Source organism: Microbacterium sp. NPDC064978 (assembly GCF_044543605.1).
Lineage (GTDB): Bacteria > Actinomycetota > Actinomycetes > Actinomycetales > Microbacteriaceae > Microbacterium > Microbacterium meiriae.
Genome location: NZ_JBITWF010000002.1, coordinates 339,798 through 362,927, shown reverse-complemented (window position 1 = coordinate 362,927; position 23,130 = coordinate 339,798). Strand labels below are relative to the sequence as shown.

24 protein-coding genes are annotated in these 23,130 nt (G+C 71.9%); 15 read left to right on the top strand and 9 right to left on the bottom strand.

Features of this window, described 5'->3' with window-relative positions; all coding sequences use genetic code 11:
* Positions 1-31: 31 nt before the first annotated feature.
* Entirely contained in the window at positions 32-1,105 is a 1,074-nt protein-coding gene (locus tag ACIGJI_RS08640; RefSeq protein ID WP_311198654.1) for a HAMP domain-containing sensor histidine kinase, read from the bottom strand.
* 10 nt (positions 1,106-1,115) lie between these two features.
* Positions 1,116-1,787 (bottom strand): response regulator transcription factor, encoded by a 672-nt coding sequence (locus tag ACIGJI_RS08635; protein WP_259951898.1) that lies wholly within the window; start codon positions 1,785-1,787, stop codon positions 1,116-1,118.
* Between the two features lie 87 nt (positions 1,788-1,874).
* Between ACIGJI_RS08635 and ACIGJI_RS08630 the strand changes: the two genes are divergently transcribed.
* From ACIGJI_RS08630 to ACIGJI_RS08615, 4 genes are read left to right on the top strand one after another with little or no spacing between them, the layout of a single operon-like run.
* Positions 1,875-2,558 carry a M15 family metallopeptidase gene (locus ACIGJI_RS08630; RefSeq protein WP_259951900.1) on the top strand — a complete coding sequence of 228 codons (684 nt, stop codon included), beginning with the start codon at positions 1,875-1,877 and terminating at the stop codon, positions 2,556-2,558.
* Positions 2,555-3,676 (top strand): alanine racemase, encoded by a 1,122-nt coding sequence (gene alr / locus ACIGJI_RS08625; RefSeq protein ID WP_363445019.1) that lies wholly within the window; start codon positions 2,555-2,557, stop codon positions 3,674-3,676. Before ACIGJI_RS08630 ends, alr begins: the two co-directional genes overlap by 4 nt.
* Positions 3,673-4,623 (top strand): D-alanine--D-alanine ligase, encoded by a 951-nt coding sequence (locus tag ACIGJI_RS08620; RefSeq protein ID WP_363445017.1) that lies wholly within the window; start codon positions 3,673-3,675, stop codon positions 4,621-4,623. Before alr ends, ACIGJI_RS08620 begins: the two co-directional genes overlap by 4 nt.
* Before the next feature lie 42 nt (positions 4,624-4,665).
* Positions 4,666-5,055, top strand: a complete 390-nt coding sequence (locus ACIGJI_RS08615) for a VOC family protein (protein ID WP_101847682.1) — start codon at positions 4,666-4,668, stop codon at positions 5,053-5,055.
* Between the two features lie 15 nt (positions 5,056-5,070).
* On the opposite strand, the gene ACIGJI_RS08610 is transcribed toward ACIGJI_RS08615, so the two are convergent.
* From ACIGJI_RS08610 to ACIGJI_RS08580, 7 genes are all read right to left on the bottom strand, one after another.
* The gene (locus ACIGJI_RS08610; protein WP_363445015.1) at positions 5,071-7,677 is read right to left on the bottom strand and encodes a DUF3516 domain-containing protein; all 2,607 of its coding nucleotides are present in this window, start codon (positions 7,675-7,677) and stop codon (positions 5,071-5,073) included.
* Positions 7,678-7,701: 24 nt separating this feature from the next.
* Positions 7,702-8,202 (bottom strand): hypothetical protein, encoded by a 501-nt coding sequence (locus tag ACIGJI_RS08605; RefSeq protein WP_187663025.1) that lies wholly within the window; start codon positions 8,200-8,202, stop codon positions 7,702-7,704.
* Positions 8,199-8,762, bottom strand: a complete 564-nt coding sequence (locus ACIGJI_RS08600) for a hypothetical protein (protein WP_363445013.1) — start codon at positions 8,760-8,762, stop codon at positions 8,199-8,201. The genes ACIGJI_RS08605 and ACIGJI_RS08600 overlap by 4 nt, the downstream gene beginning before the upstream one ends.
* Positions 8,763-8,830: 68 nt before the next feature.
* Positions 8,831-9,202, bottom strand: a complete 372-nt coding sequence (locus ACIGJI_RS08595) for a hypothetical protein (protein WP_187663027.1) — start codon at positions 9,200-9,202, stop codon at positions 8,831-8,833.
* Between the two features lie 110 nt (positions 9,203-9,312).
* On the bottom strand, positions 9,313-10,026 hold the full coding sequence (gene deoD, locus ACIGJI_RS08590; RefSeq protein WP_363445011.1) for a purine-nucleoside phosphorylase: 714 nt from the start codon (positions 10,024-10,026) through the stop codon (positions 9,313-9,315).
* A gap of 13 nt (positions 10,027-10,039) precedes the next feature.
* The gene (locus tag ACIGJI_RS08585) at positions 10,040-10,699 is read right to left on the bottom strand and encodes a DNA alkylation repair protein (RefSeq protein WP_363445009.1); all 660 of its coding nucleotides are present in this window, start codon (positions 10,697-10,699) and stop codon (positions 10,040-10,042) included.
* 101 nt (positions 10,700-10,800) lie between these two features.
* The gene (locus ACIGJI_RS08580; protein ID WP_336501310.1) at positions 10,801-11,838 is read right to left on the bottom strand and encodes an FUSC family protein; all 1,038 of its coding nucleotides are present in this window, start codon (positions 11,836-11,838) and stop codon (positions 10,801-10,803) included.
* 101 nt (positions 11,839-11,939) lie between these two features.
* Between ACIGJI_RS08580 and ACIGJI_RS08575 the strand changes: the two genes are divergently transcribed.
* From ACIGJI_RS08575 to ACIGJI_RS08525, 11 genes are all read left to right on the top strand, one after another.
* A complete protein-coding gene (locus ACIGJI_RS08575; RefSeq protein WP_187663031.1) occupies positions 11,940-12,395 on the top strand; it encodes an SRPBCC family protein in 456 nt (151 codons plus the stop codon).
* A gap of 94 nt (positions 12,396-12,489) precedes the next feature.
* On the top strand, positions 12,490-13,578 hold the full coding sequence (locus ACIGJI_RS08570) for a hypothetical protein (protein WP_363445006.1): 1,089 nt from the start codon (positions 12,490-12,492) through the stop codon (positions 13,576-13,578).
* Positions 13,579-13,710: 132 nt separating this feature from the next.
* On the top strand, positions 13,711-13,929 hold the full coding sequence (locus ACIGJI_RS08565) for a hypothetical protein (protein ID WP_187663032.1): 219 nt from the start codon (positions 13,711-13,713) through the stop codon (positions 13,927-13,929).
* A gap of 65 nt (positions 13,930-13,994) precedes the next feature.
* Positions 13,995-16,859, top strand: coding sequence for an AAA family ATPase (locus ACIGJI_RS08560; protein ID WP_363445004.1), 2,865 nt, complete (start codon positions 13,995-13,997; stop codon positions 16,857-16,859).
* A gap of 73 nt (positions 16,860-16,932) precedes the next feature.
* Positions 16,933-17,136 (top strand): cold-shock protein, encoded by a 204-nt coding sequence (locus ACIGJI_RS08555; RefSeq protein ID WP_025104028.1) that lies wholly within the window; start codon positions 16,933-16,935, stop codon positions 17,134-17,136.
* A gap of 234 nt (positions 17,137-17,370) precedes the next feature.
* Positions 17,371-18,396, top strand: a complete 1,026-nt coding sequence (locus ACIGJI_RS08550; RefSeq protein WP_363445002.1) for an iron-siderophore ABC transporter substrate-binding protein — start codon at positions 17,371-17,373, stop codon at positions 18,394-18,396.
* A gap of 32 nt (positions 18,397-18,428) precedes the next feature.
* A complete protein-coding gene (locus tag ACIGJI_RS08545; RefSeq protein WP_363445000.1) occupies positions 18,429-19,472 on the top strand; it encodes an iron ABC transporter permease in 1,044 nt (347 codons plus the stop codon).
* On the top strand, positions 19,469-20,542 hold the full coding sequence (locus tag ACIGJI_RS08540; RefSeq protein ID WP_363444998.1) for an iron chelate uptake ABC transporter family permease subunit: 1,074 nt from the start codon (positions 19,469-19,471) through the stop codon (positions 20,540-20,542). Before ACIGJI_RS08545 ends, ACIGJI_RS08540 begins: the two co-directional genes overlap by 4 nt.
* Complete coding sequence (locus tag ACIGJI_RS08535; RefSeq protein WP_363444996.1) at positions 20,539-21,339, top strand: ABC transporter ATP-binding protein; 801 nt, start codon at positions 20,539-20,541, stop codon at positions 21,337-21,339. Before ACIGJI_RS08540 ends, ACIGJI_RS08535 begins: the two co-directional genes overlap by 4 nt.
* Positions 21,329-22,285 (top strand): siderophore-interacting protein, encoded by a 957-nt coding sequence (locus ACIGJI_RS08530; RefSeq protein WP_363444994.1) that lies wholly within the window; start codon positions 21,329-21,331, stop codon positions 22,283-22,285. Before ACIGJI_RS08535 ends, ACIGJI_RS08530 begins: the two co-directional genes overlap by 11 nt.
* Before the next feature lies 1 nt (position 22,286).
* On the top strand, positions 22,287-23,126 hold the full coding sequence (locus ACIGJI_RS08525) for an ABC transporter ATP-binding protein (RefSeq protein ID WP_259954923.1): 840 nt from the start codon (positions 22,287-22,289) through the stop codon (positions 23,124-23,126).
* Positions 23,127-23,130: the final 4 nt, after the last annotated feature.

Here is a 23,130-nt window from a genome sequence, read left to right as displayed (position 1 = left end):
ACAGGGCGAATCGCGCGATTCGAAAGCCGGGTCAGCCGGGATAGGGGTGCGGGAACCAGACGGTCACGATGAGGCCGCCGCCGGTGCGGGGGGTCAGCACGAGGGTGCCGCCGTGTGTCTGGGTGATGCGCTGGACGATCGCGAGGCCGAGGCCCACCCCGGCGTGCTCCGCTCCCCGCGTGCGCTCGGTGCCGCGCTGGAAGGGTTCGACGAGCGTGGCGACCTGGGAGGCGGGGAGCTCCGCACCGGTGTTCTCCACGACGAGGGCCACCGCGTCCGGGAGGGAGTGCGTGCGCACCGCGACGGAGCCGCCGCCGTCGCCCCGGTTGTGGACGATCGCGTTGGCGACGAGGTTCATGACGAGTTGCGGCAGCAGGGCGGAGGAGCCGAGCACGGTCGCCGGGACGCCGGAGACCTCAACCTCGACCCCGCGGCGGTCGGCGAGCGGGAGGAGGGCCTCGACGGACTCCTCGGCCAGGAGCGACAGGTCGACGAGCGTCCGCGAGAAGGTGCGCTGATCCGCCCTGCTCAGCAGCAGCAGCGCCTCGGTGAGGTCGATCGCCCGCGTGTTCACCTCGCGGAGCCGGTCGATGAGGGCGTCGACGTCCCGGTCGGGATCGGTGCGGGCCACGTCGAGGAGCGTCTGCGAGATGGCCAAGGGGGTCCGCAGCTCGTGCGAGGCGTTCGCGGCGAAGCGCTGCTGCTCGGAGACGTGCGCCTCCAGCTGCTCCAGCATGGTGTCGAAGACGTCGGCGAGGTCGCGGAACTCGTCGCTCGGGCCCTCCATGCGGATCCGGTGCGACAGCGAGCCCTGGGCCGCGAGCCGGGCCGCGTCGCCGATGCGGTCGAGCGGGGCCAGCATCCGGCCGGCGAGCAGCCACCCGCCGCCGAGACCGATCGCGAGCAGGGCGACCATCACCATCGCGGCGACGGGTACGAACGCCCGGATCAGGTCCGAGCGGTTGGGGACGAAGAACTCGACGACGGGGATCTGCACATCCGGGACGTACCGCAGGAGGTAGAGCGCCACGGCGCCGAGCAGCAGGAGGCCGGAGACGACGACGATGCCCGCGTAACTCAGCGTCAGCTTGAGGCGGACGCTCATCCCGCGCCGCCTACGCATCCGGGTCGGCCCCGATCCGGTAGCCGACGCCGGGCACCGTGAGGATCAGCCACGGCTCGCCGAGGCGCTTGCGCAGCGAGGAGACGGTGATGCGGACGGCGTTCGTGAACGGGTCGGCGTTCTCGTCCCACGCCCGTTCCAGCAGCTCCTCGGCGCTGACCACACCGCCCTCGGCGTCGACGAGCACCTCCAGCACGGCGAACTGCTTGCGGGTGAGGGCGACGTACCGGCCGTCGCGGTAGACCTCGCGGCGGAACGGGTCGAGACGAAGACCGGCGATCTCCAGCACCGGCGGTCGCGCGCGCTGGCGGCGGCGATCGAGGGCGCGCAGCCGCAGCACCAGCTCCCGCAGCTCGAACGGCTTGGTGAGGTAGTCGTCGGCGCCGAGCTCGAACCCGGAGGCCTTGTCGTCCAGCCGGTCGGCGGCCGTGAGCATGAGGATGGGGATGCCGCTGCCCGAGGCGACGATCCAGCGCGCGATGTCATCGCCGGACGGCCCCGGCACGTCGCGGTCGAGGATCGCGATGTCGTACGCGTTGATGCTCAGGAGCTCGAGCGCGGTGTCGCCGTCGCCGGCGATGTCGGCCGCGATCGCCTCGAGCCGCAGCCCGTCGCGGACCGCCTCGGCGAGGTAGGGCTCGTCCTCGACGATCAGCACACGCATGGCAGTGATCCTACGCAGTGCGGCATATCGGCGGTGTATGGAAAACGCCATACGCCCCGGCAACCGCGTCCTCTCTTCACTGGAAGCATGAACGACCTCCACACCCCCCGAGCCGTCCGGGCACGGCGCCGTCGGCGGATCGCCACCACGGCCTCCGTGCTGGCACTCGCCGTGGTCGCCGCCGTCGCCGTGCAGCAGTCGCTGTCGGCCGCGTTCGCCGAGACCGCCCCGATCGTCACGCCCGCCACCACCGGCTCCTCCGGCTCCGACACCGATCCGCATCCGCCGACCACCGGATCGGTGCTCGCCCCGAGCGAGGCGGACGGCGTGATCCGCGACGGCGATCAGCCGACGGTCTTCGACGTCGACAGGATCGCCGTCGGCAACCTCGACCCCGCGCTGCTCGACGCCCTCCAGCGTGCCGCCTCCGATGCCGAGGCCGACGGGGTCACCTTCGTCGTGAACAGCGGATGGCGGTCGGCCACGCTGCAGGAGCAGTTGCTCCGCGACGCCATCGACGACTACGGCTCGGAGGAGGAGGCGCGCCGCTGGGTGGCGACCGCCGAGACCTCGGCGCACGTCTCCGGCGACGCGGTCGACCTCGGTCCGCTCCCCACCCTCGACTGGCTCGCCCAGCGCGGCTGGCGCTACGGGCTCTGCCAGACCTACGCCAACGAGTCCTGGCACTACGAGCTGCGACCGGAGGCTGTCGAGGACGGCTGCCCCGCACAGTACGCCGATGCCACCGAAGACCCGAGGATGCAGCGATGACCGCGGTGCTCGCGGAGGGGGCGACCCTGTCCCGCCTGCACGCACCGACCCTGTCCACCCTTCCGGGCGCCGTCGCCGAGAACCTCCGCCGCGTGCGGGCCGCCGCTGCGGTTCCCGTCATGGCCGTGGTAAAGGCCGACGCCTACGGTCACGGCATGGTGGCGGTGGCGACCGCCGCCGTGGCCGCGGGAGCTGAGTGGCTCGGGGTCACCGACGTCGCCGAGGGGGTCGCGCTGCGCGAGGCCGGCCTGCGGGTGCCGATCCTCGCCTGGCTGCATCCGGCGGGCATCGACGCGCCGCTCGCGGCCGCTGCGGGGGTCGACGTGGCCGTGGGCTCCGTCGAGGAGCTGCGCCAGCTCGCGGCCGATGCCACAGCTTCCGTGCGGGTGCACCTGCACCTCGACACCGGGATGGCGCGCGGAGGGTGCCCCGTGGAGGACTGGGACACTCTGCTGCGCACGGCGAGGGCGGCCCGTGGACGGATCGATGTCGTCGGGGTGATGGGGCACCTCCCCTGCGCGGACGCCGCGGATCCGCGGGCGAACGCGGCCGCGGTGCTGCGAATGCGCCAGGGGAGGGACGCGGTCCTGCGCGCCGGGTTCGGACCGCTGCTCGTGCACCTCGCGGCGACGTCGGGGGCTCTCACGGACCCCGCCACGCACTTCGACATGGTGCGGGTGGGGGCCGCCCTCGTGGGGATCGACCCGTCCGAGACGGTGTCGTTGGTCGGGGCCTCCCGGTTCACCGCGCCCGTGGTGCACAGCGCCGCCGTGCCGGCCGGAACCGTCGTGGGCTACGGGGGCACGCACACGACGGCGACGGCCACGCACCTGAGCGTCGTGGGCGTCGGGTACGCGGACGGCATCCCGCGGGAGGTCGGGCCGGGTGCAGGGGTGGAGATCGGAGGGGAACGGCACCTGATGGTCGGGAGGGTGTCGATGGATCAGATCGTCGTCGACACCGGGGGGAGGGCGTTCCCGCGGGGAGCGGTCGCGACGGTGTTCGGGCCGGACGGCGGCGCAGTGCCGTCGGTGCAGGAGTGGGCGCGGTGGGCGGGCACCATCCCGCACACCATCGTCACGGGCATCGGCCCGCGAGTGAGAAGGAGCGTGGCATGACGATGAAGGTCCTGGTCATCGGAGGGGGACAGAACCCGGAGCACGAGGTGTCGCTCGCGTCGGCGGCGGCGGTCGCCGCGGCGCTGCGGTTGGGGGGACACGCCGTCACGACCGTGACGATCGACCGCGACGGCGTGTGGCGCGCGGACGGCATCCCGCCCGGCGTGAGTCCGGCGGCATCGTTGCAGCAGGCCCTGCCGCTGCTCGCGGCGAGCGACGTCGTGTTCCCGGCCGTGCACGGGGCGCTCGGGGAGGACGGCGCCCTCGCGGCGCTGTGCGCGCTCGCCGGGGTCCCCGTGGTCGGCTCCGCGCTGGGGGCGGGGGCGATCGGCATGGACAAATGGGCCACGAAGCTGGTGGCCCAGGCCGTGGGGCTGCGGACCGCCAGGGGGCGACTGGTCGCCGCGGAGGACATCGGCGATGTGGAGTTCGACGGCGCGGTCGTGGTCAAGCCGGTCACGGCCGGCTCAAGCCACGGCGTGAGCCTGGTGACGGAGGAGGGCGACCTGCTCACGGCGCTGCGGGGGGCAGCGCGGTTCGACCGGCGGATCCTGGTCGAGGAGGTCGTGCATGCACGGGAGATCGACGTCGCCGTGCTGCGGGAGAAGGGCGGGGTGCGGTGGGCCGCCCCGCCCCTGGAGATCCACGCGCCCGGGCTCTTCGACATCGCGACGAAGTACGACGGCACGGCCCGCTTCACGGTTCCCGCGCAGCTCGATGCAGCCGCCACGACGGCGCTCAAGCGCGCGGCGATCGCGATGTTCGATGCCCTGGGGTGCGACGGCGTCGCCCGGATGGACTTCTTCCTCACGGACGAGGGCCCTGTGCTCAACGAGGTGAACACGATGCCGGGGCTGACCGCCGCCTCCCAGGTGCCGCGGATGTTCGCGGCGGCCGGGGTGGACTACGTCGACCTCGTGGGCAGGCTCGTCCGAGCGGCCGTGTGAGAGGGGCTCGACACGGCGCGTGCGGAGGCGGATGCTGGGGGCATGGCAGCCTTCACAGCGGAGAACGCGTTCAGCGGTTTCAGCGTCGACGACATCGACGCGGCGAAAGAGTTCTACGGCACGACCCTCGGGCTCGACGTCGAGGTCAACGCGATGGGGTTCCTCGATCTGCGCCTGCCCCGCGGCGGGTCGATCCTCGTCTACGCGAAACCGAACCACACCCCGGCGAGCTTCACGATCTTGAATTTCCCGGTGGCGGACGTCGACGCCGCGGTCGAGGAGCTCAACGAGCGCGGCGTGCAGACGAAGATCTACGGCGACGACGAGTTCCCGTCGGACTCCCGCGGCATCGTCCGCGGGAACGGGCAGGGGCCGGACATCGCGTGGTTCCGCGACCCGGCGGGGAACGTGCTCGCTGTCATGCAGGCCTGACGGGGCCCGCATCGCTCACAGCCGGTCGACCGCCGTCACCGTGACGACCGCCGCGCCCGCTTCGTCCGACGCGGCGAGGTCGACGGTGGCGCTGATGCCCCAGTCGTGGTCGCCGGCGGGGTCGTCGATGATCTGCCGCGCCGTCCACGCGGTCGGACCCTCGGTGAGCAGCAGCATGCGGGAGCTGCGGGCGTCCGGTCCGGTGCCGATGTCGTCGTGCTCGGCGAAGTACGCATCCAGCGCGTCCGACCAGGCGGCGGCGCCGAACGACGGGTCGAGCTCGGCCAGCGCATCCACGTCCTCACGCGCGGCGAGCTGCACGCGCCGGAAGAGTTCGTTGCGGACGAGCGTGCGGAAGGCGCGGGTGTTGCTCGTGAGGCGCTTCGGTGCGGGCGGGACGATCGGCTCGTCGGTCTCGCCGCGGGCGGCGGTCCCTGCGGTCAGCTCGCTCCACTCGTCGAGCAGGCTGGAGTCGATCTGGCGCACGAGCTCGCCGAGCCAGGCGATGAGGTCGTGGAGGTCCTCGTCCTTCCGCTCCTCGGGGATCGTCTGGGAGGCGGCGCGGTACGCGTCCGACAGGTACCGCAGGACGACGCCCTCGGAGCGGGCGATCTTGTAGAACGCGACGTACTCGCCGAACGACATGGCCCGCTCGTACATGTCACGGACGACGGACTTCGGGTGCAGCGCGAAGTCCCGGATCCACGGCTGCGCAGCGCTGAACGTCTCGAAGGCCGCGTCGAGGAGCTCCTCCAGGGGCTTCGGGTACGTGATCCCTTCGAGGAGCTCCATGCGCTCGTCGTACTCGATGCCCTCGCGCTTCATCGCGGCGACCGCCTCGCCCCGCGCGAGGAACTCCTGCTGGCTGAGCACGGCGCGCGGATCGTCCAGCGTCGCCTCGATGATCGAGATCATGTCCAGGGCGTACGACCCCGTCCCCACCTGGGTCCCTGAGCCTTCCTGGGTCCCTGAGCCTGTCGAAGGGTGGGTCCCTGAGCCTTCCTGGGTCCCTGAGCCCGTCGAAGGGTCCAGCAGATCGAACGCCGCGAGGGCGAAGGGGGACAGCGGCTGGTTGAGCGCGAAGTTGGGCTGCAGGTCGACCGTGAGCCTGACCCCCTTCGGTGCTCCGGGCACGCCCGTGTCGAACGTCTCCACGACGCCCGATTCCCGGAGCGTCCGGAAGATCGCGAGGGCGCGGAGGGCGAGCGCACGCTGCCGGGCGCGCGGCTCATGGTTGTCGAAGACGAGCCGGCGGACGTTCCCGAACACATCATCGCCCCGGGCGATGACGTTGAGCAGCATCGCGCTGGTGATCTGCATGTGCGAGGTCAGGGTCTCCGGCGTCGCGTCGATGAGCTTCCGGAACGACGGCTCGCCCCACGACACGAACCCGTCCGGGGCCTTCTTGCGGATGATCTTCCGCTTCTTCTTCGGGTCGTCGCCGGCCTTGCGGATCGCGGCGAGGTTCTCCGTCTCGTGCTCGGGCGCCTGGGCGACGACGGTACCAGCGGTGTCGTAGCCCGCGCGTCCGGCCCGCCCCGCGATCTGATGGAACTCCCGGGCGTTGAGCTGGCGCATCCGGGTGCCGTCGAACTTCGTCAGCGCGGTGAGCAGCACGGTCCGGATGGGGACGTTGATGCCCACGCCGAGCGTGTCGGTGCCGCAGATCACCCGCAGGAGACCGCGCTGGGCCAGCTGTTCGACGAGCCGGCGGTACTTCGGCAGCATGCCGGCGTGGTGCACGCCGATGCCGGCCCGGAGGAAGCGGGAGAGCGTCTTGCCGAACGCCGTCGTGAAGCGGAAGCCGCCGATGAGGGCGGCGATCTCGTCCCGCTGCTCACGCGTCGCGACCTTCGTGCTCGACAGGGCCTGGGCCCGCTCCATGGCGGCCGCCTGCGAGAAGTGCACGATGTAGACCGGGGCCTGTCCCGTGTTCAGCAGGTCGTCGATGGTCTCGTGGATGGGCGTCGTCTCGTAGAAGAAGTGCAGCGGGACCGGGCGCTCCACTCCGGTGACCGAGGCGGTCTCCCGTCCTGTGCGACGCGTCAGGTCGGCGGCGAGGGTGGTGACGTCGCCGAGGGTGGCGGACATCAGCACGAACTGGGCCTGTGGGAGCTCGAGGAGCGGCACCTGCCAGGCCCACCCGCGGTCCGGGTCGCCGTAGAAGTGGAACTCGTCCATGACGACGAGGCCCACGTCGGCGGCATCACCCTGCCGCAGGGCCAGGTTCGCGAGGATCTCGGCGGTGCAGCAGATGATGGGGGCGTCCGCGTTCACGGCGGAGTCTCCCGTCACCATCCCCACGTTCTCGGCGCCGAACACCTCTGCCAGCGCGAAGAACTTCTCGCTGACGAGGGCCTTGATCGGCGCCGTGTAGTAGCTGCGGCGGCCGCCGACCATCGCCGCGAAGTGGGCTCCGACCGCGACGAGCGACTTTCCGGTGCCCGTCGGCGTGGACAGGATGACGTTCGCGCCGGAGACGATCTCGATGAGCGCCTCGTCCTGCGCGGGGTAGAGGCGGATGCCGGTCGACTCCGCCCATTCCACGAACGTCAGGTAGACCGCGTCGGGGTCCGCCGCGTCGGGAACGAGAGAGGGTTCGAGCCGCGGCGTGGGATTCATGGTGCTTCGATCATCCCATCTGCGTCATGTCGCCGATCCCGTGACCCCGAGCGCGGTGAGCAGCTCGTACGCCGTGGAGCGCGCGTGCACGATCACGGTCCCGAGCTGCGACGACGAGGCCGACACCGAGAGCAGGAGCTGGCCATACGGCGCGAGGATGAAGCTCAGCAGGGCCATCTGGTTCTCTCCGATGGACAGCGACACGATGGCCGACAGGGTCGGCTCCGTCCCGCCGGCGATGATCTCGGCTTCGGCTCGCGCGACCCCGAACAGGGAGCCGTTCATCGCCGCGAGCTGCTCGCCGCCGTCCTGGTCGACGCCGAGCGAGGCGATGTGGAGGCCGTCGGCTGTGCCGAGGACCGCGGTCGTCAGCTCCGGGAAGCGCTCCTCCAACTGCTGCAGACGGGTCTGCGCCGACGGGCCGACGATGCGCGACCACAGGGCCCAGTTGCCGGCGACGTCGGGGTGCATGCGGGACGGATCGGGCGTCGCGGCGGCGTCGTGCCGCCGGGCGGGTCCGGTCATGGCTTCTCCTCCGGAAGATCGAGAGCGGCGCCGGCGACACGCATCACGCTGTCGCGGTCGCGCGCGTCGGCCGCGAGGACGCGCGAGGCGGGGATGCCGTGTCGCGCGAGAGGGGCGGCGAGCGCGCGCCGGATATCGCCGATCGCTCGTCCGGCGGTGTGGCTGACGGCGATCACGACGCGATGCTCCTCGCCCGCGAAGACGTCCAGCCACTCGTCGGCGTCGGCGACGAGGGTGTCGCGGTCGCCGCGCAGCCAGAGCAGCACCCGGGTGCCCGGGATCGAGACGCGCTGCCGTGCCGACGCGAAGCGCTGCTGCCCCGGGATGCCGATGAGCGCGATGGAGACCTCGGGCGTCGGCCGCCAGGTCCCGTAGTCGAGCCCGACCGTCGTGGTGGTCTTGCCGTCACCGCTCGCGAACGACATCGGCACGTCGGTGTCCACCGGCGCGACGTCGCTCAGTGCACGGACCGCGGTCGTCTTGCCCGCGCCCACCGGACCGGCGAAGATCACCCGGTACCGCTGAGGCAGGTCGGTCCGTCGGCGCCGGGGGCGCCTCATCGTCCGCTCCCCGGGACCGGTCTTTCGCTGTCGCCCTCTCCCGAGGCCGCTCCCCACGGCCTCATGGATCACGCGCCGAGGGCGGCGACCCGGCGGTTCACCGAGGAGCGCAGCAGGGCGAGGTTCGTGGCCTGGCGATCGGCGGCCAGGTAGATGAACAGATCGTCGTCGAGCATCTTGAGCAGGTGCAGCTGCGTGTTCAGCGTCAGCAGCATGTCCTCGAGCTCGCCATCGATGCCGAGGGCATCGATCGTGCGCTTCTTGTTCTTCACGATCTCGCTGTTGAACGCGCTCGCGACCTCGAGGTCGAAGTCCGGACGGACGGAGCTCGAGGCGAGCGGCAGCCCTGATTCGAGGTCGACGATCGACGCCCCGATGAATCCGTTGATGTCGCGCTCGATGTCCGCCAGAAGCGTGTTGAGCTGATCTTGCGTGGCCATGGTTCTCCCCAGTCGTCTTCATCGCGCGCAGCAGCGACCGCCCTGTGCGGTCGTCCCCGGCGCCGCGCGACCTGTGAAGTGTATAACGTTACTCGACGAGGCGGCCAGTCTCAGACCGAGGTCGCCGCGCGGAGGGCGATCCGGACCATGTCGCCGAACGTCTGCTCGCGCTCCTGGGCCGTGGTCTCCTCGCCGGTGACGATGTGGTCGCTGACCGCGCAGATCGCGAGGGCGCGGCGTCCGTGGAACGCGGCGAGCGTGTAGAGCCCTGCCGCCTCCATCTCGACGCCGAGGATGCCGTGCCGCACGAAGGGCTCCGTGAGCTCCGGCCGGGTGCTGTAGAACTGATCGCTCGAGAACAGCGGCCCCACGTGCACCGTGGACGACACCGGCTCCGACTCGCTCGCCTCCACCGCCGCGCGGAGCAGGGCGAAGTCGGCGAGCGGGGCGTAGTCGAGCCCGTGGAAGCGCACGCGGTTGATCCCGGAGTCGGTGCTCGCGCCGTTGGCGATGATGATGTCGCGGACCGCGAGCTTCTCGGTCAGCGCGCCGCAGGATCCGACCCGGACGATCGTCTGCACGTCGTACTCCGTGAAAAGTTCCGTCGCGTAGATCGCCATCGACGGCTGCCCCATCCCCGAACCCTGGACGGAGACCCGATGCCCCTCCCAGGTGCCGGTGAAGCCCAGCATGCCGCGCGTCTCCGAGTACAGCTCGGCGTCGTCGAGGAAGGTCTCGGCGATCCACTTCGCCCGCAGCGGATCGCCGGGGAACAGGACGACGGGGGCGATCTGACCGGGTTCCGCGGCGATGTGGGTGCTCATCCGCTCAGCGTACTCAGCCCTCGCGACGCCGGACGATCTCCCCGATCCAGAGGGGCGCGAAGGGCGAGGTGCAGCCGGGGGCGGTGGGGTAGTCGGCCAGCACCTGGAGCCGTTCTCCGATCTCCACCGCCCGTCCCCGCAGGTCCGGATGGAAGATGCCGATGTTCGCGAGGGTCTCGTTCATGGCCCACTGCAGGCGCGGCGGGGCCTGCTGCAGGTCGCGGTCGATCAGGTCGAGCAGGTGCGGCAGGTCGAGACCGTCGGCGTCCTTCGTCACGCGGACCGTCGTGAGCGACCACGCGGCGGCCGCGACGGTGGGATCCGCGTCGTCGAACCAGCGCTGGCGCAGCTCCTCGGCGAGGGGCGACTTCTTGAGCACGTAGTTCACGAACCAGTCGTTCACCTTGGGCGGCCGCGTCTCGCGCAGCATCGTGTCGAGCTCGTCGGCGGTGAAGTCGGCCGGACGGCACACGAGCAGGGCCAGGAGCCGGGCGGACGTCTCGCCGGTCGCCCACAGCTCCCGCGCCAGGGCCTGGTCCGTCTTGATGCGCTTCGCGAGGGCGCGCATGCGGCTCAGGTTGATGCCGTGGTCGTCGCCGCGCTTCTCGTTCGCCGCGCGCTGCTTCGGGTCCTCCAGCGCCGCGAGCTCCGCCAGCGCCTCCTCGACTGTCATCCCGCCAGGGTAACCCCGCCGACCCACCCCTTTCGGTGCGTCCCGGCCCGTTGCGAACGCACAGAGGGGGCCGGGAGGTGCGAAAGGGGGTGGGTCGGTACTCAGTCTTCGTCGAGGAGCTCGCCGCGGATGCGACGGAGGTCTTCCATGAGGGAGCCGATGAGGATCCAGTGCTGCGAGGAGGGCGGACGGATCACGAGGGGAGCGGTCAGAGCGGGGATGGCGGAGGTCAGCGTCTCGGGCTCCGGAGAGGGCGCTGTGGTCTGCACCGCGAGGCGCACGTCGTGTCCGGCCCGGCGGAGTTGCTCGGCGATCGCGGCGACCGCGGGCTCTTCGCCGAGCCGGTCGTCGTAGTGGTCGAAGTAGGCCCGCGTCATGCCGATGGTCTGCGTGACGATGGGCGAGAGCCGGTCGAGCAGCGCCCTCAGCTCCTGCAGGTCGGCGCGATGGGTCGAGCGCCGGGGGTTCAGCGTGAGCGACTCCTCCCCGGCGGCGATCGCGGCTTCGGCGGCGTCCTTCATGGGTCGCAGCAGCCGCACCTCGAGCATGAGCTCCTGCAGCCGCGCCGGAGTCTGCGGGGCGGGCAGGGCGTCCGCGAGGCGGTCGAGGCTCGCGGCGAGCTCCCGTCCGAGCAGCCCCACATCCCGCCGCGCCGGCTCGACGAGCACCGGCGGCACGATCAGCGCATTCACGACGATGCCGATCACCACCCCGATGAGGGTCTCCCCGATCCGGGCGATCGCGTACTCCGGACTCGACGACCCGAGCGCCAGCACGAGCATCGCCGAGATCGCGACCTGGTTGCCGGTGCCGGGGGACGCCCGGAAGATCCATGCCACGAGCATCGCGACGACGATCGCGAGCAGCACGATCCAGCTCGGCGAGCCGAGGAGCAGGCCGAGGCCGACGGCGATCACCACGCCGACGATCACGCCGATGCTGCGCTCCAGCGCCTTCGACAGCGACTGGTTGACGCTGGGCTGCACGACCAGCAGCGCGGCGATCGCGGCGAACACCGGCAGCTGCCCGGGGAAGACCAAGCCCGCGATCAGCCACGCGGCGATGGTCGCCGCGGCCGACTTCACCACCTGCAGCAGGGGGGAGCGCTGGGAGGCGCGGATCGCGGCGGGGATGCGCATGGCCTCCACGGTAGTCGCGCCGATGTCAACCCCATCGCCGATCTCGCCCGCAGCGGGCTGAATGGAAGCACACGAACGACGAACAAGTGAGGAGCATCCCCATGGTGCAGATCATCGAGACCATCGACGTCGACGTTCCCGTCCGCACGGCGTACAACCAGTGGACGCAGTTCGAGAGCTTCCCGAAGTTCCTCGACGAGGTCGTCTCCATCACGCAGATCGACGCGACCCACACGCACTGGAAGGTGAATGTGGGGGGCGCGGAGCGTGAGTTCGACGCCGAGATCACCGAGCAGCACCCGGATGAGCGCGTCGCGTGGAACAGCGTCGGCGGCGAGACAGAGCACGCGGGCGTCGTGACGTTCCACAAGATCGACGAGAACACCACGCGTGTGACCGTCCAGCTCGACTGGGCGCCGGAGGGACTCCTGGAGAAGGTCGGTGCCCTGGTCGGCGCCGGATCCCACGCGGTGAAGAAGGACCTGAAGAACTTCAAGGAGTTCATCGAGGGCCGTGGCGTCGAGACCGGCGCCTGGCGCGGTGACGTGGACGCCTGACGCATCCTCTTCGAGGCCCGGACCGCTGCGCGCGGCCCGGGCCTCGTCGCGTGTGAGGGCTGCGGGCGTCGGAGGGTCGTGCTTGCATGGGCGCATGGACACGAGGGAGCGCCTGCGCGGCGAGGGGCGTGCCGTGCTCGCGACCGTGGTCTGCTTCGTCGGGGGAGCTCTCGCCGGGGCGCTGCTCCTCGCCGGCCCGCCGCGGCCGCTGACGGGTGAGGGAGGACTGGCGCTGCCCGCTGCGGGGGTCGCCGGCGGTGTCGCGGCCCTGGCCTTCGTCGTCAGCACTCTCCTGCACCGTCGGGATGAGGGGGCCGCGATGCCGCGCTGGCAACGGGTCGTGTCGCGCCTCTCGGCCGCCGCCCTCACCGTCGCATTCGGGGCGGTGACGGCGATGGGTGTGCTGCTCACGGCCGAGGTGCTCGCGGCGGGCCTGCGCGGCCTCGCGCTCGGAGCCATCGGCGGCGGGCTGCTCACGGGGGTCGCGGCCGCGGTCGGCGGACGACTCGCCTTCGGTGCGGGAATCGGGCTCCGGACCGCGGACCTCGCCGGGCTCCTGTTCGGGTTCCTCGTGATCGGCACGCTGTTCGCGATGGTGACCGCCGTCGACCCCCGGTGGTGGGAGGAGAACTTCTCGCAGCTCGGGGTGGGGTGGGCGTTCAACGGCACCCTCGTCGTCGCCGGGCTGCTGGTCGCCACCGTCGGCTCGTACATCGGTCGCGATCTGCATCGGCTGCTCGGGGACCACGCGCTGTCCCGGATCGCGACCGTGGTCGTGCTGTGGGCGGCGGCCGGACTCGCTCTCGCCGCGGTCGGGCTCCTGCCGCTGTATCGAGCCCCCGTGCCGCACGACATCGCAGCCGTCGCGGCGCTGCTCCTCTTCCTCGGGGCTGCCGCGGCGACGACTTTGATCGTCCCCGGTCGGCCCCTGGCCCTCGTGGTGACCTCCGTCGCCGTCGGGGTGCTCGTGGTCGGGGCCGTGCTGCTGTGGTGGCCGCTCGGCTTCTTCCCGGTGACCGCGGTGGAGGCGGTCGTCGTCGGGCTCGGACTGCTGTGGATGACGACGCTCGTGCGGGTGCTCGCGATCGTCGTGCCGGAGGGGACCCGTCCGTCCGCGCGGCCCTCGCTCTGGGAGGGCGGGCGTTCGCGCGGGCTCAGGCGGGTGGGTGGACCAGGAGCCTGATGCGGCGCGGGGGCCTGCGTCGGCGTAGGGAGGTGGGCGGGAAGAGGGCGCGGAAGATAGGGCATCCGTCCGATGTCGAGGGGGCACCTCAGAGCGGAGTGTAGGGATACACCGAACCGTCGAGGAGACATCATGTTCGAGCACCCCTCCCTCATCCATCAGGTCACCGTCTTCGAGCAGGAGCAGATCGAGCGCGCGGTCGCCCGGCGCCGGATGCTCATCGAGCACGCGGACCAGATCGTGCCGCGTCCTGCGGGTCCGCTGCGCCGGCTGCTGCGCCTCGGACGCGGGCGAGCGTCGGCGCCGCAGGCTCCGCGCACAGCGGCGTGCGATCCGGCCGTCGCCCGATGACGGACGGCGTCGTCCTGTCCTTCCCCGGCCCGCCGGATGTCCGCGGGCAGTGGCACGATGGGTCCATGGCCCCAGCCCCCACCGCCGCGATGGTCGGGCGTGATGCCGAGCTCGCCGGGATGCGCCGCCTGTTCGACGGCGTGCGCCAGGGTGTGCCCGCCGCGCTGCTCGTGGAGGGCGAGGCGGGGATCGGCAAGTCCCGGCTGGTGCGGGAGTTCAGCGCCGAGATCGCGACCGCGGCCGACGTGCACGGGGGCTGGTGTCTCGACCTCGGCACCTCGCGCGCCCCGTTCGGCCCGCTCGCCGGCATCCTCCGCTCGCTCGTGGAGCGGCTGGGCGCGGAGCGTGTGCGCGAGGCGGTCGGCGTGGGCGTCGAGGCGCTCGGCATGCTGCTGCCCGAGCTCGTCGACGCCCCCGCCGCTCGCGACCGCACCAGCCCCGAACGCCTGCGCGACGCGATCGCCTCCCTCATCGAGGCCGCCACGGAGCTGGCGCCGCAGGTCATCGTCGTCGAAGACCTGCACTGGGCCGACGACTCGACCCTCGCGATCCTCTCCTTCCTGCTGCGCACGCTCGACCGCGGCCGCCTCCTGCTGCTCATCACCTGCCGCACCGACGATGTGCGCCGAGGCGACGCGGTGAGCCGGTTCATCGGCGAGGCCACGAGGGCGCGACTGCTCGAACGGATGACCGTGCCGCGCCTCGACGACCATGCGGTCGGCGAGCTGGTCGCACAGATCACGGGACGCGCGCCGACCGCGACGGCGCTGGAGCGGCTGCAGGTGCGCGCGGAGGGCGTCCCCTTCTTCGTCGAGGAGATCGCCGGGTGCGCCCAGGGCCCCCTGCCTGAGAGCCTGCGCGACCTGCTGCTCGCCCGCTTCGACCGCCTCGGCGAAGACGCGCGCCGGGTGGTGCAGGTGATGTCCGGCGCCGAGCGGCCGCTCACGGATCCGCTGCTGCTGCGCCTCGTCGACCTTCCGGAGGATCGTGTCGAAGACGCCGTCCGTGAGGCCGTGCGCAGCGGCATCATCGTCGTCGGCGAGGACGACTACCGGTTCCGCCACGCTCTGCTGCGGGAGGCCGTGCACGGCGACCTGCTCCCCGGCGAGAGGGCGCGGCTGCACCGGGCCTACGCCGAGGCGTTGGAGGAGGGCGGGGGCGACGACGCGGCGGCGTCGGCCTACCACTGGCAGCTCGCGCAGGACGATCGTCGTGCGATCGCGGCCGCCGCCGACGCCATGCGGCAGGCGAAGGCCCAGTACGCCTTCGCCAGCGCGGCGCGGTTCGGGGAGCTCGTCCTCGAGCTCTGGCCGCTCGTGCCGGACGCGGCGGAGGCGACGGGCTTCGCGCGTCTCGACCTCCTCCACGTGCTCGGGTCGGTCCTGCGCAACGCCGGCGACGGGGAGCGCGCGCTCGCGGTCGCCAACGTCGCGCTGAGCGAGGTCGACGCGGCGACGGTCGACCCGCGACTGCACGCCCGGCTGCTGCGCAACAAGGCGCTGTACCTCGTCAACCTCGGGCGTCTCGGAGCCGTCCCGTTGCTTCAGGAGGCGCTGGCGCTCGCCGAGCGGGTCGACGACGACGTGTTCCGTGCGGAACTGCTGAATCAGCTCGCGAGTCGTCGCATGATCGCGGGTGACCGGGAGGAGGCCATCCGCCTCGCCGACGAGGCGGAGCGCCGGGCGGCGGGCGCCCCGACGACGGACCAGCTCTCGATCGCCGCGAACGTCCGTGGCGGGTCGCTGGCGCACCTCGGACGGGTCGCGGAGGGGGTGCGCGAGTACGGACGGGCACGCGACCTCGCCGCCGGATCGACGGCCGAGATGCGTTACCGCGTCAACTACTCCGACCTGCTGACGCTGCTGGGCCGCTACCGGGAGGCGGTCGCCGTCGCGGAGGAGGGTCTGCGGCGAGCCCGTGAGCTCCGCGTCGAGCGCACCTCGGGCTCGATCATGGCGCAGAACATGATCGTGCCGCTGCTGGAGCTCGGCGAGATCGACCAGGTCGAGGACATGCTGGCCCGCGACTTCCTGCAGGGCACGCTGCGGGTGTTCCGGATGTACGTGAGCATGACCCGGGTGCGGGTGCTCGCCTGGCGGGGCCGGGCCGCGGAGGCCGCCGAGACCCTGCAGGAGTGGCTGCCGGCGTTCGAGGAGACGGGGGTCTCAGAGCGGCAGATCTGGTACGACCGGATCACGATGCAGGTCGCCGTCGCCGAGAGTCAGGGCGACCTCCGCGGAGCGCTCGACGTGATCCTGGCGATGCTGGAGGACGAGCGTCCGGCGTTGCTGCATCAGCGGCGGCTGCTCCTGGAGGCGGGGGCCCTCGTGACGGCGCTGCGTGCGGGCGGCGCGGACGTCGATGCGGCGGTCGCGGCGGTGCGGACGGCCTGGGAGGCGCAGCCGCCGGAACTCCAGGACGACGCGTGGTCGACGGTGCTGCACGCCCTGCTCGAACCGGAGCCGGCGGTGGTCGACGAGGCGCTGGTGTGTGCGGACGGGGACGACGTTCCGGTGACGTTCCGGGTGGTGCTCCGGCTCGAGCGGGCCCGGCTGCACGTCGCCGCCGGGGAGCGCGCCGAGGCGGCTGCCGTGCTGGCCACGGCGACGGCGATCGCTGAGCGCCTCGGCCACGTGCCGCTGCAGAAGGCACTGACACGGTTCGGCGATGCGTCCAGGGTGCGTCCGACCGGACCCCGCGAGGCCGACGCGGAGCAGCTGACGGCCAGGGAGCGGCAGGTACTCGCCCTGATCGCTGAGGGCCTGAGCAACCGCCAGATCGGGGAGCGCCTGTTCATCAGTGTGAAGACCGTCAGCGTGCACGTCTCGGCGGTGCTGCGCAAACTCGGTGTCAGCACGCGCACCGAGGCGGCACTCGCCCATCGCACGGCCGAAGAGGCGGCATCCGGTCAGTCGGCCGTGGTAGCGTGACCGAGCATGCATGTCGGATCATCGGCATGATGCAGGCCGCGCGAGCGGCCGGTCAACAGAAAGTAGAAAACACATGGCCACTGGCACTGTGAAATGGTTCAACGCAGAGAAGGGCTTCGGCTTCATCGCTCCCGATGACGGCACCGAAGACCTCTTCGCCCACTACTCGGCTATCGCCGGCTCCGGTTTCAAGGAGCTCCGCGAGAACCAGAAGGTCGAATTCGACGCTGAGCGTGGCCCCAAGGGCATGCAGGCGGCGAACATCCGCGCTCTCTGAGCGTGCGCTGACTTCCTGAAGCCGGCCGGATCCGTACGGGTCCGGCCGGCTTTTTCGTTGCCCCGACACCTTCGAATCGCCCACTTTGCGGCATCCGGGCGCCGGATGGGACAAGGTGAGCGATTCGAAACGGGAGTGAGGCAGCCCTAACCTCCGTGTTAGATTAGGCGAGGCTTACCAAAGGCCGGACGCTCTCGCGTCGACACCCCATCTCCCATCCCGAAGGGAACGCCTGTGCGCACCTCTCGACTTCTCGCCCTCGGCGCGGCCGCCGCGCTCGCCGTGACGCTCTCCGCCTGCTCGTCCTCCGCGCCGGAGTCGACCGCGACCACCGGGGGCAACCCGGCCTCCGACGACGCGTTCCCGGTCACCATCGAGCACGTCTACGGCGAGACGACCATCGACGAGAAGCCCGAGCGCGTGGCGACCATCGCATGGGCGAACCACGAGGTGCCGCTGGCCCTCGGCATCGTCCCGGTCGGCATGAGCAAGGCCACCTGGGGCGACGACGACGACAACGGCATCCTCCCCTGGGTCGAGGAGAAGCTCGACGAGCTCGGGGGCGAGGCCCCGGTGCTCTTCGACGAGACCGACGGCATCGACTACGAGGCCGTGGCCGACACCGAGCCCGACGTCATCCTCGCCGCCTACTCCGGCCTCACGCAGGAGGAGTACGACACGCTCTCCAAGATCGCCCCGGTCGTCGCCTACCCCGACGTCGCGTGGGGCACGTCCGTCGACGACATGGTCGAGATGAACTCCAAGGCCCTGGGGCTCGAGGCTCAGGGCGAGGCCCTGATCGAGGACCTGCACGCCGACGCCGACGCGGCCCTCGCGGCCAACAGCGCGCTCGAGGGCAAGAAGGTGCTGTTCGCCTACTTCGACCCGAGCGACCTGAGCCAGATCGGCTACTACACCGCGGCCGACACGCGCCCCGGCTACCTGCACGACCTCGGCCTGCCGCTCCCCGCGATCGTGGAGGAGAACGAGGACAGCGACCAGTTCTACCTGCAGGTGAGCGCCGAGGAGGCGCAGAAGTTCGACGACGTCGACGTGCTCGTGACCTACGGCGACGACTCCACCCTCGCCACGCTGCAGGCCGACCCGCTGCTGTCGAAGATCCCGGCCATCGCGGAGGGCCGCGTCGCGATCCTCCCGGACGCCACCCCCATCGCCGCATCGGCGAACCCGTCGGCGCTGTCGATCCCGTGGGGTCTCGAGGACTACCTGGCCATCCTCGCCGCGCCGCTCGCGAAGTAAGCTCCGCGTCCGCCCCCCAGCGGAGAGTCGTCGTGATCTCAGCACCCGTCCTCGCGCCGGACGCCGCCACCCTGCGGCGTCCGGCGGTGGTACGCACCCTCTGGCTGCTCGCCGGGGTCGGTGTGATCCTCGTGCTCGTCGTGCTCTCGGTGTCGTTCGGGGTGCGGGCGGTCACCCTCGACGACATCCTCGCGGCGCTCTCCGGGCAGTCGGACACGATCGCTCAGGCCGCGGTCGTCAAGCGCATCCCCCGCACGGTGCTCGCGCTCCTCGTGGGGGCGGCCCTCGCCCTCGCGGGAGCGACGATGCAGGCCGTCACCCGCAACCCCGTCGCCGACCCCGGCCTCCTGGGGGTCTCGAACGGCGCCTCGTTCGCGGTCGTCCTCGGCATCGCGTTCTTCGGACTCAGCAATCCCTACGGGCAGATGGCCTTCGCGATCGTCGGCGCCGCGGCGGCCGCCGTGTTCGTCTACACCGTCGGCTCCCTCGGCCGTGGCGGGGCCACCCCGCTCAAGCTGGCCCTCGCGGGGGCGGCGACCTCCGCCGCGTTCGCCTCGCTCATCAGCGCGGTCATGCTGCCGCGGGTCGACCTGCTGCAGACGTTCCAGTCGTGGCAGATCGGCGGCGTCGGCGGGGCGGAGTGGCCGCGGATCGCGATCACCGCGCCGGTCCTCGCGGTCGGCGCCCTCATCTGCTTCCTGTGCGCACGGGGCATGAACTCCCTCGCCCTCGGCGACGACATGGCCAAGGGGCTCGGCGAGCACGTGCTGCGCACCCGGATGCTGTCGGCCCTCGGTGCGGTCATCCTGGCCGGCGCGGCGACGGCGATCGCGGGGCCGATCGGGTTCGTCGGGCTCATCGTCCCCCACATGTGCCGGATGCTCGTGGGCACAGACCACCGCTGGCTGCTGCCGTTCTCGGCCCTCGCCGGCGCCGCGCTGCTCACCGCGAGCGACATCGTCGGACGCGTGATCTCGCCGTCGTCCGAGGAGATCCAGGTGGGTATCATCACGGCGATCATCGGGGCGCCGTTCTTCATCTGGATCGTCCGCCGACAGAAGGTGCGGGAGCTGTGAGCACGACCGAGCACACCCTCGTCCGCGGCGACGAGTCCGCCGCCGCCCGCACCGCGCGTGTCATCGCCGGCCGCCGGGCACGCCACCGCCGTCATGCCGTGGTCACCGTCGCGCTCGGGGCCGTCGTGGTCGTGCTCTTCACGGTGGCGCTCATGGTCGGCAACACGTTCTACCCGCTCGACGAGGTCGTCCGCGTGATCCTCGGCGAGGCGGTGCCCGGTGCGTCGTTCACCGTCGGCGACCTGCGCCTGCCGCGCGCCGTCCTCGCCGTCCTCACCGGCCTCGCGTTCGGCATGGCGGGCGTGACGTTCCAGACCATGCTGCGCAACCCGCTCGCCTCGCCGGACATCATCGGCATCTCGAACGGGGCCGGTGCCGCCGCGGTGTTCGGCATCGTCGTGCTCTCGCTCAACGGCCCCGCCGTCTCGCTCCTCGCGCTCGTCGGCGCCCTCGTCACCGCGCTGGCGATCTACCTCCTCGCCATCAAGGGCGGCTTCGCGGGCACCCGCCTCATCCTCATCGGGATCGGCGTCGCGGCGATGCTGCAGAGCGTCATCTCCTACCTGCTGTCCCGGGCCGCGAACTGGGACATCCAGACCGCGATGCAGTGGCTCACCGGCAGCCTCAACAACGCATCGTGGGAGCGGGTGCTGCCGATGGCGATCGCCGCCGCGATCCTCGTGCCGCTGCTGCTCTCGCAGGGCCGGGCGCTGGGCACGCTCCAGCTCGGGGACGACTCCGCCGCGGGTCTCGGCGTGCGGGTCACCGCCACGCGCCTCGTCTTCATCCTCGGCGCCGTGGCCCTCCTCGCCTTCGCGACCGCCGCCACCGGGCCGATCGCCTTCGTCGCGTTCATGGCCGGACCCATCGCCGCGCGGCTCACCGGTCCCGGCGCCACGCTGCTGCTGCCCAGCGGCCTCGTCGGCGCGGTGCTCGTGCTCGGCGGCGACCTCATCGCCCAGTTCGCGCTCGGAGCGCGCTACCCGGTCGGCGTGGTCACCGGCGTCGTCGGCGCGCCGTACCTCATCTACCTGCTCATCCGCACCAACCGCACCGGAGGCTCGCTGTGACCGCCGCCCACCGCCTGTCCGCCGAAGGGGTCACCCTCTCCTACGGCGACCGCACCGTGGTCGAGGGCCTCGACCTGCAGATCGCGCCGGGGAAGATCACCACGATCGTCGGCGCCAACGGCTGCGGTAAATCGACGCTGCTGCGCGCCCTCGCCCGCCTGTTGTCGCCGGGGGACGGGGAGGTCGTGCTCGACGGGAAGTCCATCCACGCCCGCCCCACGAAGGAGGTCGCGCGCATCCTCGGCCTGCTGCCGCAGTCGCCCGTGGCCCCCGAGGGCATCGCCGTCGCGGACCTCGTCGGTCGCGGGCGTCATCCCCACCAGCGGGCGCTGTCGCGGTGGAGCGCGCGCGACTACGAGGTCGTCGCCGACGCCCTGGACGCGACCGGCATCAGCGACCTCGCCGACCGTAGCGTCGACGAGCTCTCCGGCGGCCAGCGTCAGCGCGTCTGGATCGCGATGGCCCTCGCGCAGGAGACCGACATCCTGCTGCTGGACGAGCCGACGACCTTCCTCGACGTCGCCCACCAGGTCGAGGTGCTCGACCTGCTCACCGACCTCAGCGTGGCCCGCGGCACCACGATCGTCATGGTGCTGCACGACCTCAACCTCGCCGCACGCTACGCCGACGAGCTGGTGGCCATGAAAGACGGCCGCGTGCACGCGATCGGCGCCCCGCAGGACGTCGTCACCGCCGAGCTCGTGCAGGAGGTCTTCGGCCTCCCCAATCAGATCACCATCGACCCGGTCTCCGGCAAGCCGATGGTCACCCCCATCGGAAGGCATCATGTCCGCTGAATCCACCACGACCGAGCGCCCCACCTACATCCTCACCCGCGCCGAGGTGCGCGCCGTCGACCGCGTCTCCCCGTCGTTCGTGCGGGTGACGCTCGGCGGCGAGGAGCTCAGCGAGCTGGGGACCCCCGGCGCGGTCTACGACAGCCGGGTCAAGCTCGTCTTCCCGCCCGCGTCCGGCGTGCTCGCGGAGATCGACCGGTCGACGTACGACTGGTGGGGCTCGTACCTCGCCGTCCCGGAGGAGGAGCGCGGCTCGATGCGCACCTACTCCGTGCGCGAGCTGCGGGTCGCCGACGACGGCCGCACCGAGGTCGACATCGACTTCGTGCTGCACCTGGAGCCCGGACTCACCGGTCCGGCCTCGCGGTGGGCGAGCACCGCCGCGGTGGGTCAGGAGCTGTGGCTGGTCGGCCCGCGCCGCGGCGTCGTCGCGCACGGCGGGGCGGAGTACGCGCCGGGGGCGGCGACCTCGGTGGTCCTCGTCGGGGATGAGACCGCGGCCCCCGCCATCGCCCGCATCCTGGAGGACGCCCCGCGCGACCTCCGCGGCGTCGCCTTCATCGAGGTGCCGTCGCCCGCCGACGTGCTCGCGATCGACGTGCCGGCCGGGGTCGACGTGCACTGGCTCCCGCGCGACATCGGCGAGCCGCACGGCCTTCGCCTCATCCCCGCGGTGCTCGAGTATCTGGGGGATGACGACGCCGGGGACGAGATCCGCGTCACCGACATCGAGGGGGAGGACCTCCTGTGGGAGACCCCCGAGTACTCGAGCCTGGGGGAGGAGATCCCCCGTGAGGACGACCGCGCCGGCCGCTACTTCTGGATCGCGGGCGAGAGCGGTGTCGTGACGACGCTGCGTCGGCACCTCGTGAAGGACCTCGGCGTCGACCGCGCACAGGTCGCCTTCATGGGCTACTGGCGCCGCGGCGTCGCGATGCGGGGCTGAGATGACCGAGGCCATCGATCGCCACAGCCTGGAGGGGGAGTCCCTCGTCCTCGGCTACGGCCGCACCCGGGTCGTGCACGACGTATCCCTGCGCCTCGCGCCGGGCCGGGTGACCACGCTGATCGGACCGAACGGCAGCGGCAAGTCGACCGTCCTCCGCGCTCTCGCGCGGCTGCACCGCATCGAGGCGGGGACCGTGCGCGTCGGCGGCGCGGAGTCGCGCGACGCCGCCGCCCTCTCCGCCAAGGAGTTCGCGAAGACCGTCGCGATGCTGTCGCAGTCCCGGCCGCACCCGTCCGGGATCGAGGTCTCCGACGTCGTCGCCTACGGCCGCCACCCGCACCGCGGACGGTTCTCCGGCGTGAGCGACGCCGACCGAGCGGCCGTGGCGCGCGCCCTCGCCCTCACCGGCCTCTCCGCCATGGCCGCCCGTCCGGTCGACCAGCTCTCCGGCGGCGAGCTGCAGCGCGTCTGGCTGGCGACCGCACTCGCCCAGGACACCGGGGTGCTGCTGCTCGACGAGCCGACCAACCACCTCGACCTGCGCTACCAGGTGGAGACCCTCGACCTGGTGCGGGAGCTCGCCGACGACCACGGCACCGCGCTCGGCGTCGTGCTGCACGACCTCGACCACGCCGCCTCGGTCGCCGACGACGTCGTGCTGATGCACCGCGGCCGGGTCCACGCGGCGGGGGCGCCCGCCGAAGTGCTCACCGGCGAGAACCTCTCGCACGTGTACGGCCTGCGCATCGACACCGCCCTCGACGAGGAGACCGGGCTGGTGCGGGTGCGTCCGCGCGGTCGCCACCACGGTCGCCTCCGCGCCCCCTCCGCCTCCTGATCCC

Bases quoted from the DNA above. Each gene is read 5' to 3' on its own strand.
- ACIGJI_RS08640 (WP_311198654.1), bottom strand. From the start codon at position 1,105: ATGAGCGTCCGCCTCAAGCTGACGCTGAGTTACGCGGGCATCGTCGTC.
- ACIGJI_RS08635 (WP_259951898.1), bottom strand. From the start codon at position 1,787: ATGCGTGTGCTGATCGTCGAGGACGAGCCCTACCTCGCCGAGGCGGTC.
- ACIGJI_RS08630 (WP_259951900.1), top strand. From the start codon at position 1,875: ATGAACGACCTCCACACCCCCCGAGCCGTCCGGGCACGGCGCCGTCGG.
- alr (WP_363445019.1), top strand. From the start codon at position 2,555: ATGACCGCGGTGCTCGCGGAGGGGGCGACCCTGTCCCGCCTGCACGCA.
- ACIGJI_RS08620 (WP_363445017.1), top strand. From the start codon at position 3,673: ATGACGATGAAGGTCCTGGTCATCGGAGGGGGACAGAACCCGGAGCAC.
- ACIGJI_RS08615 (WP_101847682.1), top strand. From the start codon at position 4,666: ATGGCAGCCTTCACAGCGGAGAACGCGTTCAGCGGTTTCAGCGTCGAC.
- ACIGJI_RS08610 (WP_363445015.1), bottom strand. From the start codon at position 7,677: ATGAATCCCACGCCGCGGCTCGAACCCTCTCTCGTTCCCGACGCGGCG.
- ACIGJI_RS08605 (WP_187663025.1), bottom strand. From the start codon at position 8,202: ATGACCGGACCCGCCCGGCGGCACGACGCCGCCGCGACGCCCGATCCG.
- ACIGJI_RS08600 (WP_363445013.1), bottom strand. From the start codon at position 8,762: ATGAGGCGCCCCCGGCGCCGACGGACCGACCTGCCTCAGCGGTACCGG.
- ACIGJI_RS08595 (WP_187663027.1), bottom strand. From the start codon at position 9,202: ATGGCCACGCAAGATCAGCTCAACACGCTTCTGGCGGACATCGAGCGC.
- deoD (WP_363445011.1), bottom strand. From the start codon at position 10,026: ATGAGCACCCACATCGCCGCGGAACCCGGTCAGATCGCCCCCGTCGTC.
- ACIGJI_RS08585 (WP_363445009.1), bottom strand. From the start codon at position 10,699: ATGACAGTCGAGGAGGCGCTGGCGGAGCTCGCGGCGCTGGAGGACCCG.
- ACIGJI_RS08580 (WP_336501310.1), bottom strand. From the start codon at position 11,838: ATGCGCATCCCCGCCGCGATCCGCGCCTCCCAGCGCTCCCCCCTGCTG.
- ACIGJI_RS08575 (WP_187663031.1), top strand. From the start codon at position 11,940: ATGGTGCAGATCATCGAGACCATCGACGTCGACGTTCCCGTCCGCACG.
- ACIGJI_RS08570 (WP_363445006.1), top strand. From the start codon at position 12,490: ATGGACACGAGGGAGCGCCTGCGCGGCGAGGGGCGTGCCGTGCTCGCG.
- ACIGJI_RS08565 (WP_187663032.1), top strand. From the start codon at position 13,711: ATGTTCGAGCACCCCTCCCTCATCCATCAGGTCACCGTCTTCGAGCAG.
- ACIGJI_RS08560 (WP_363445004.1), top strand. From the start codon at position 13,995: ATGGCCCCAGCCCCCACCGCCGCGATGGTCGGGCGTGATGCCGAGCTC.
- ACIGJI_RS08555 (WP_025104028.1), top strand. From the start codon at position 16,933: ATGGCCACTGGCACTGTGAAATGGTTCAACGCAGAGAAGGGCTTCGGC.
- ACIGJI_RS08530 (WP_363444994.1), top strand. From the start codon at position 21,329: ATGTCCGCTGAATCCACCACGACCGAGCGCCCCACCTACATCCTCACC.
- ACIGJI_RS08525 (WP_259954923.1), top strand. From the start codon at position 22,287: ATGACCGAGGCCATCGATCGCCACAGCCTGGAGGGGGAGTCCCTCGTC.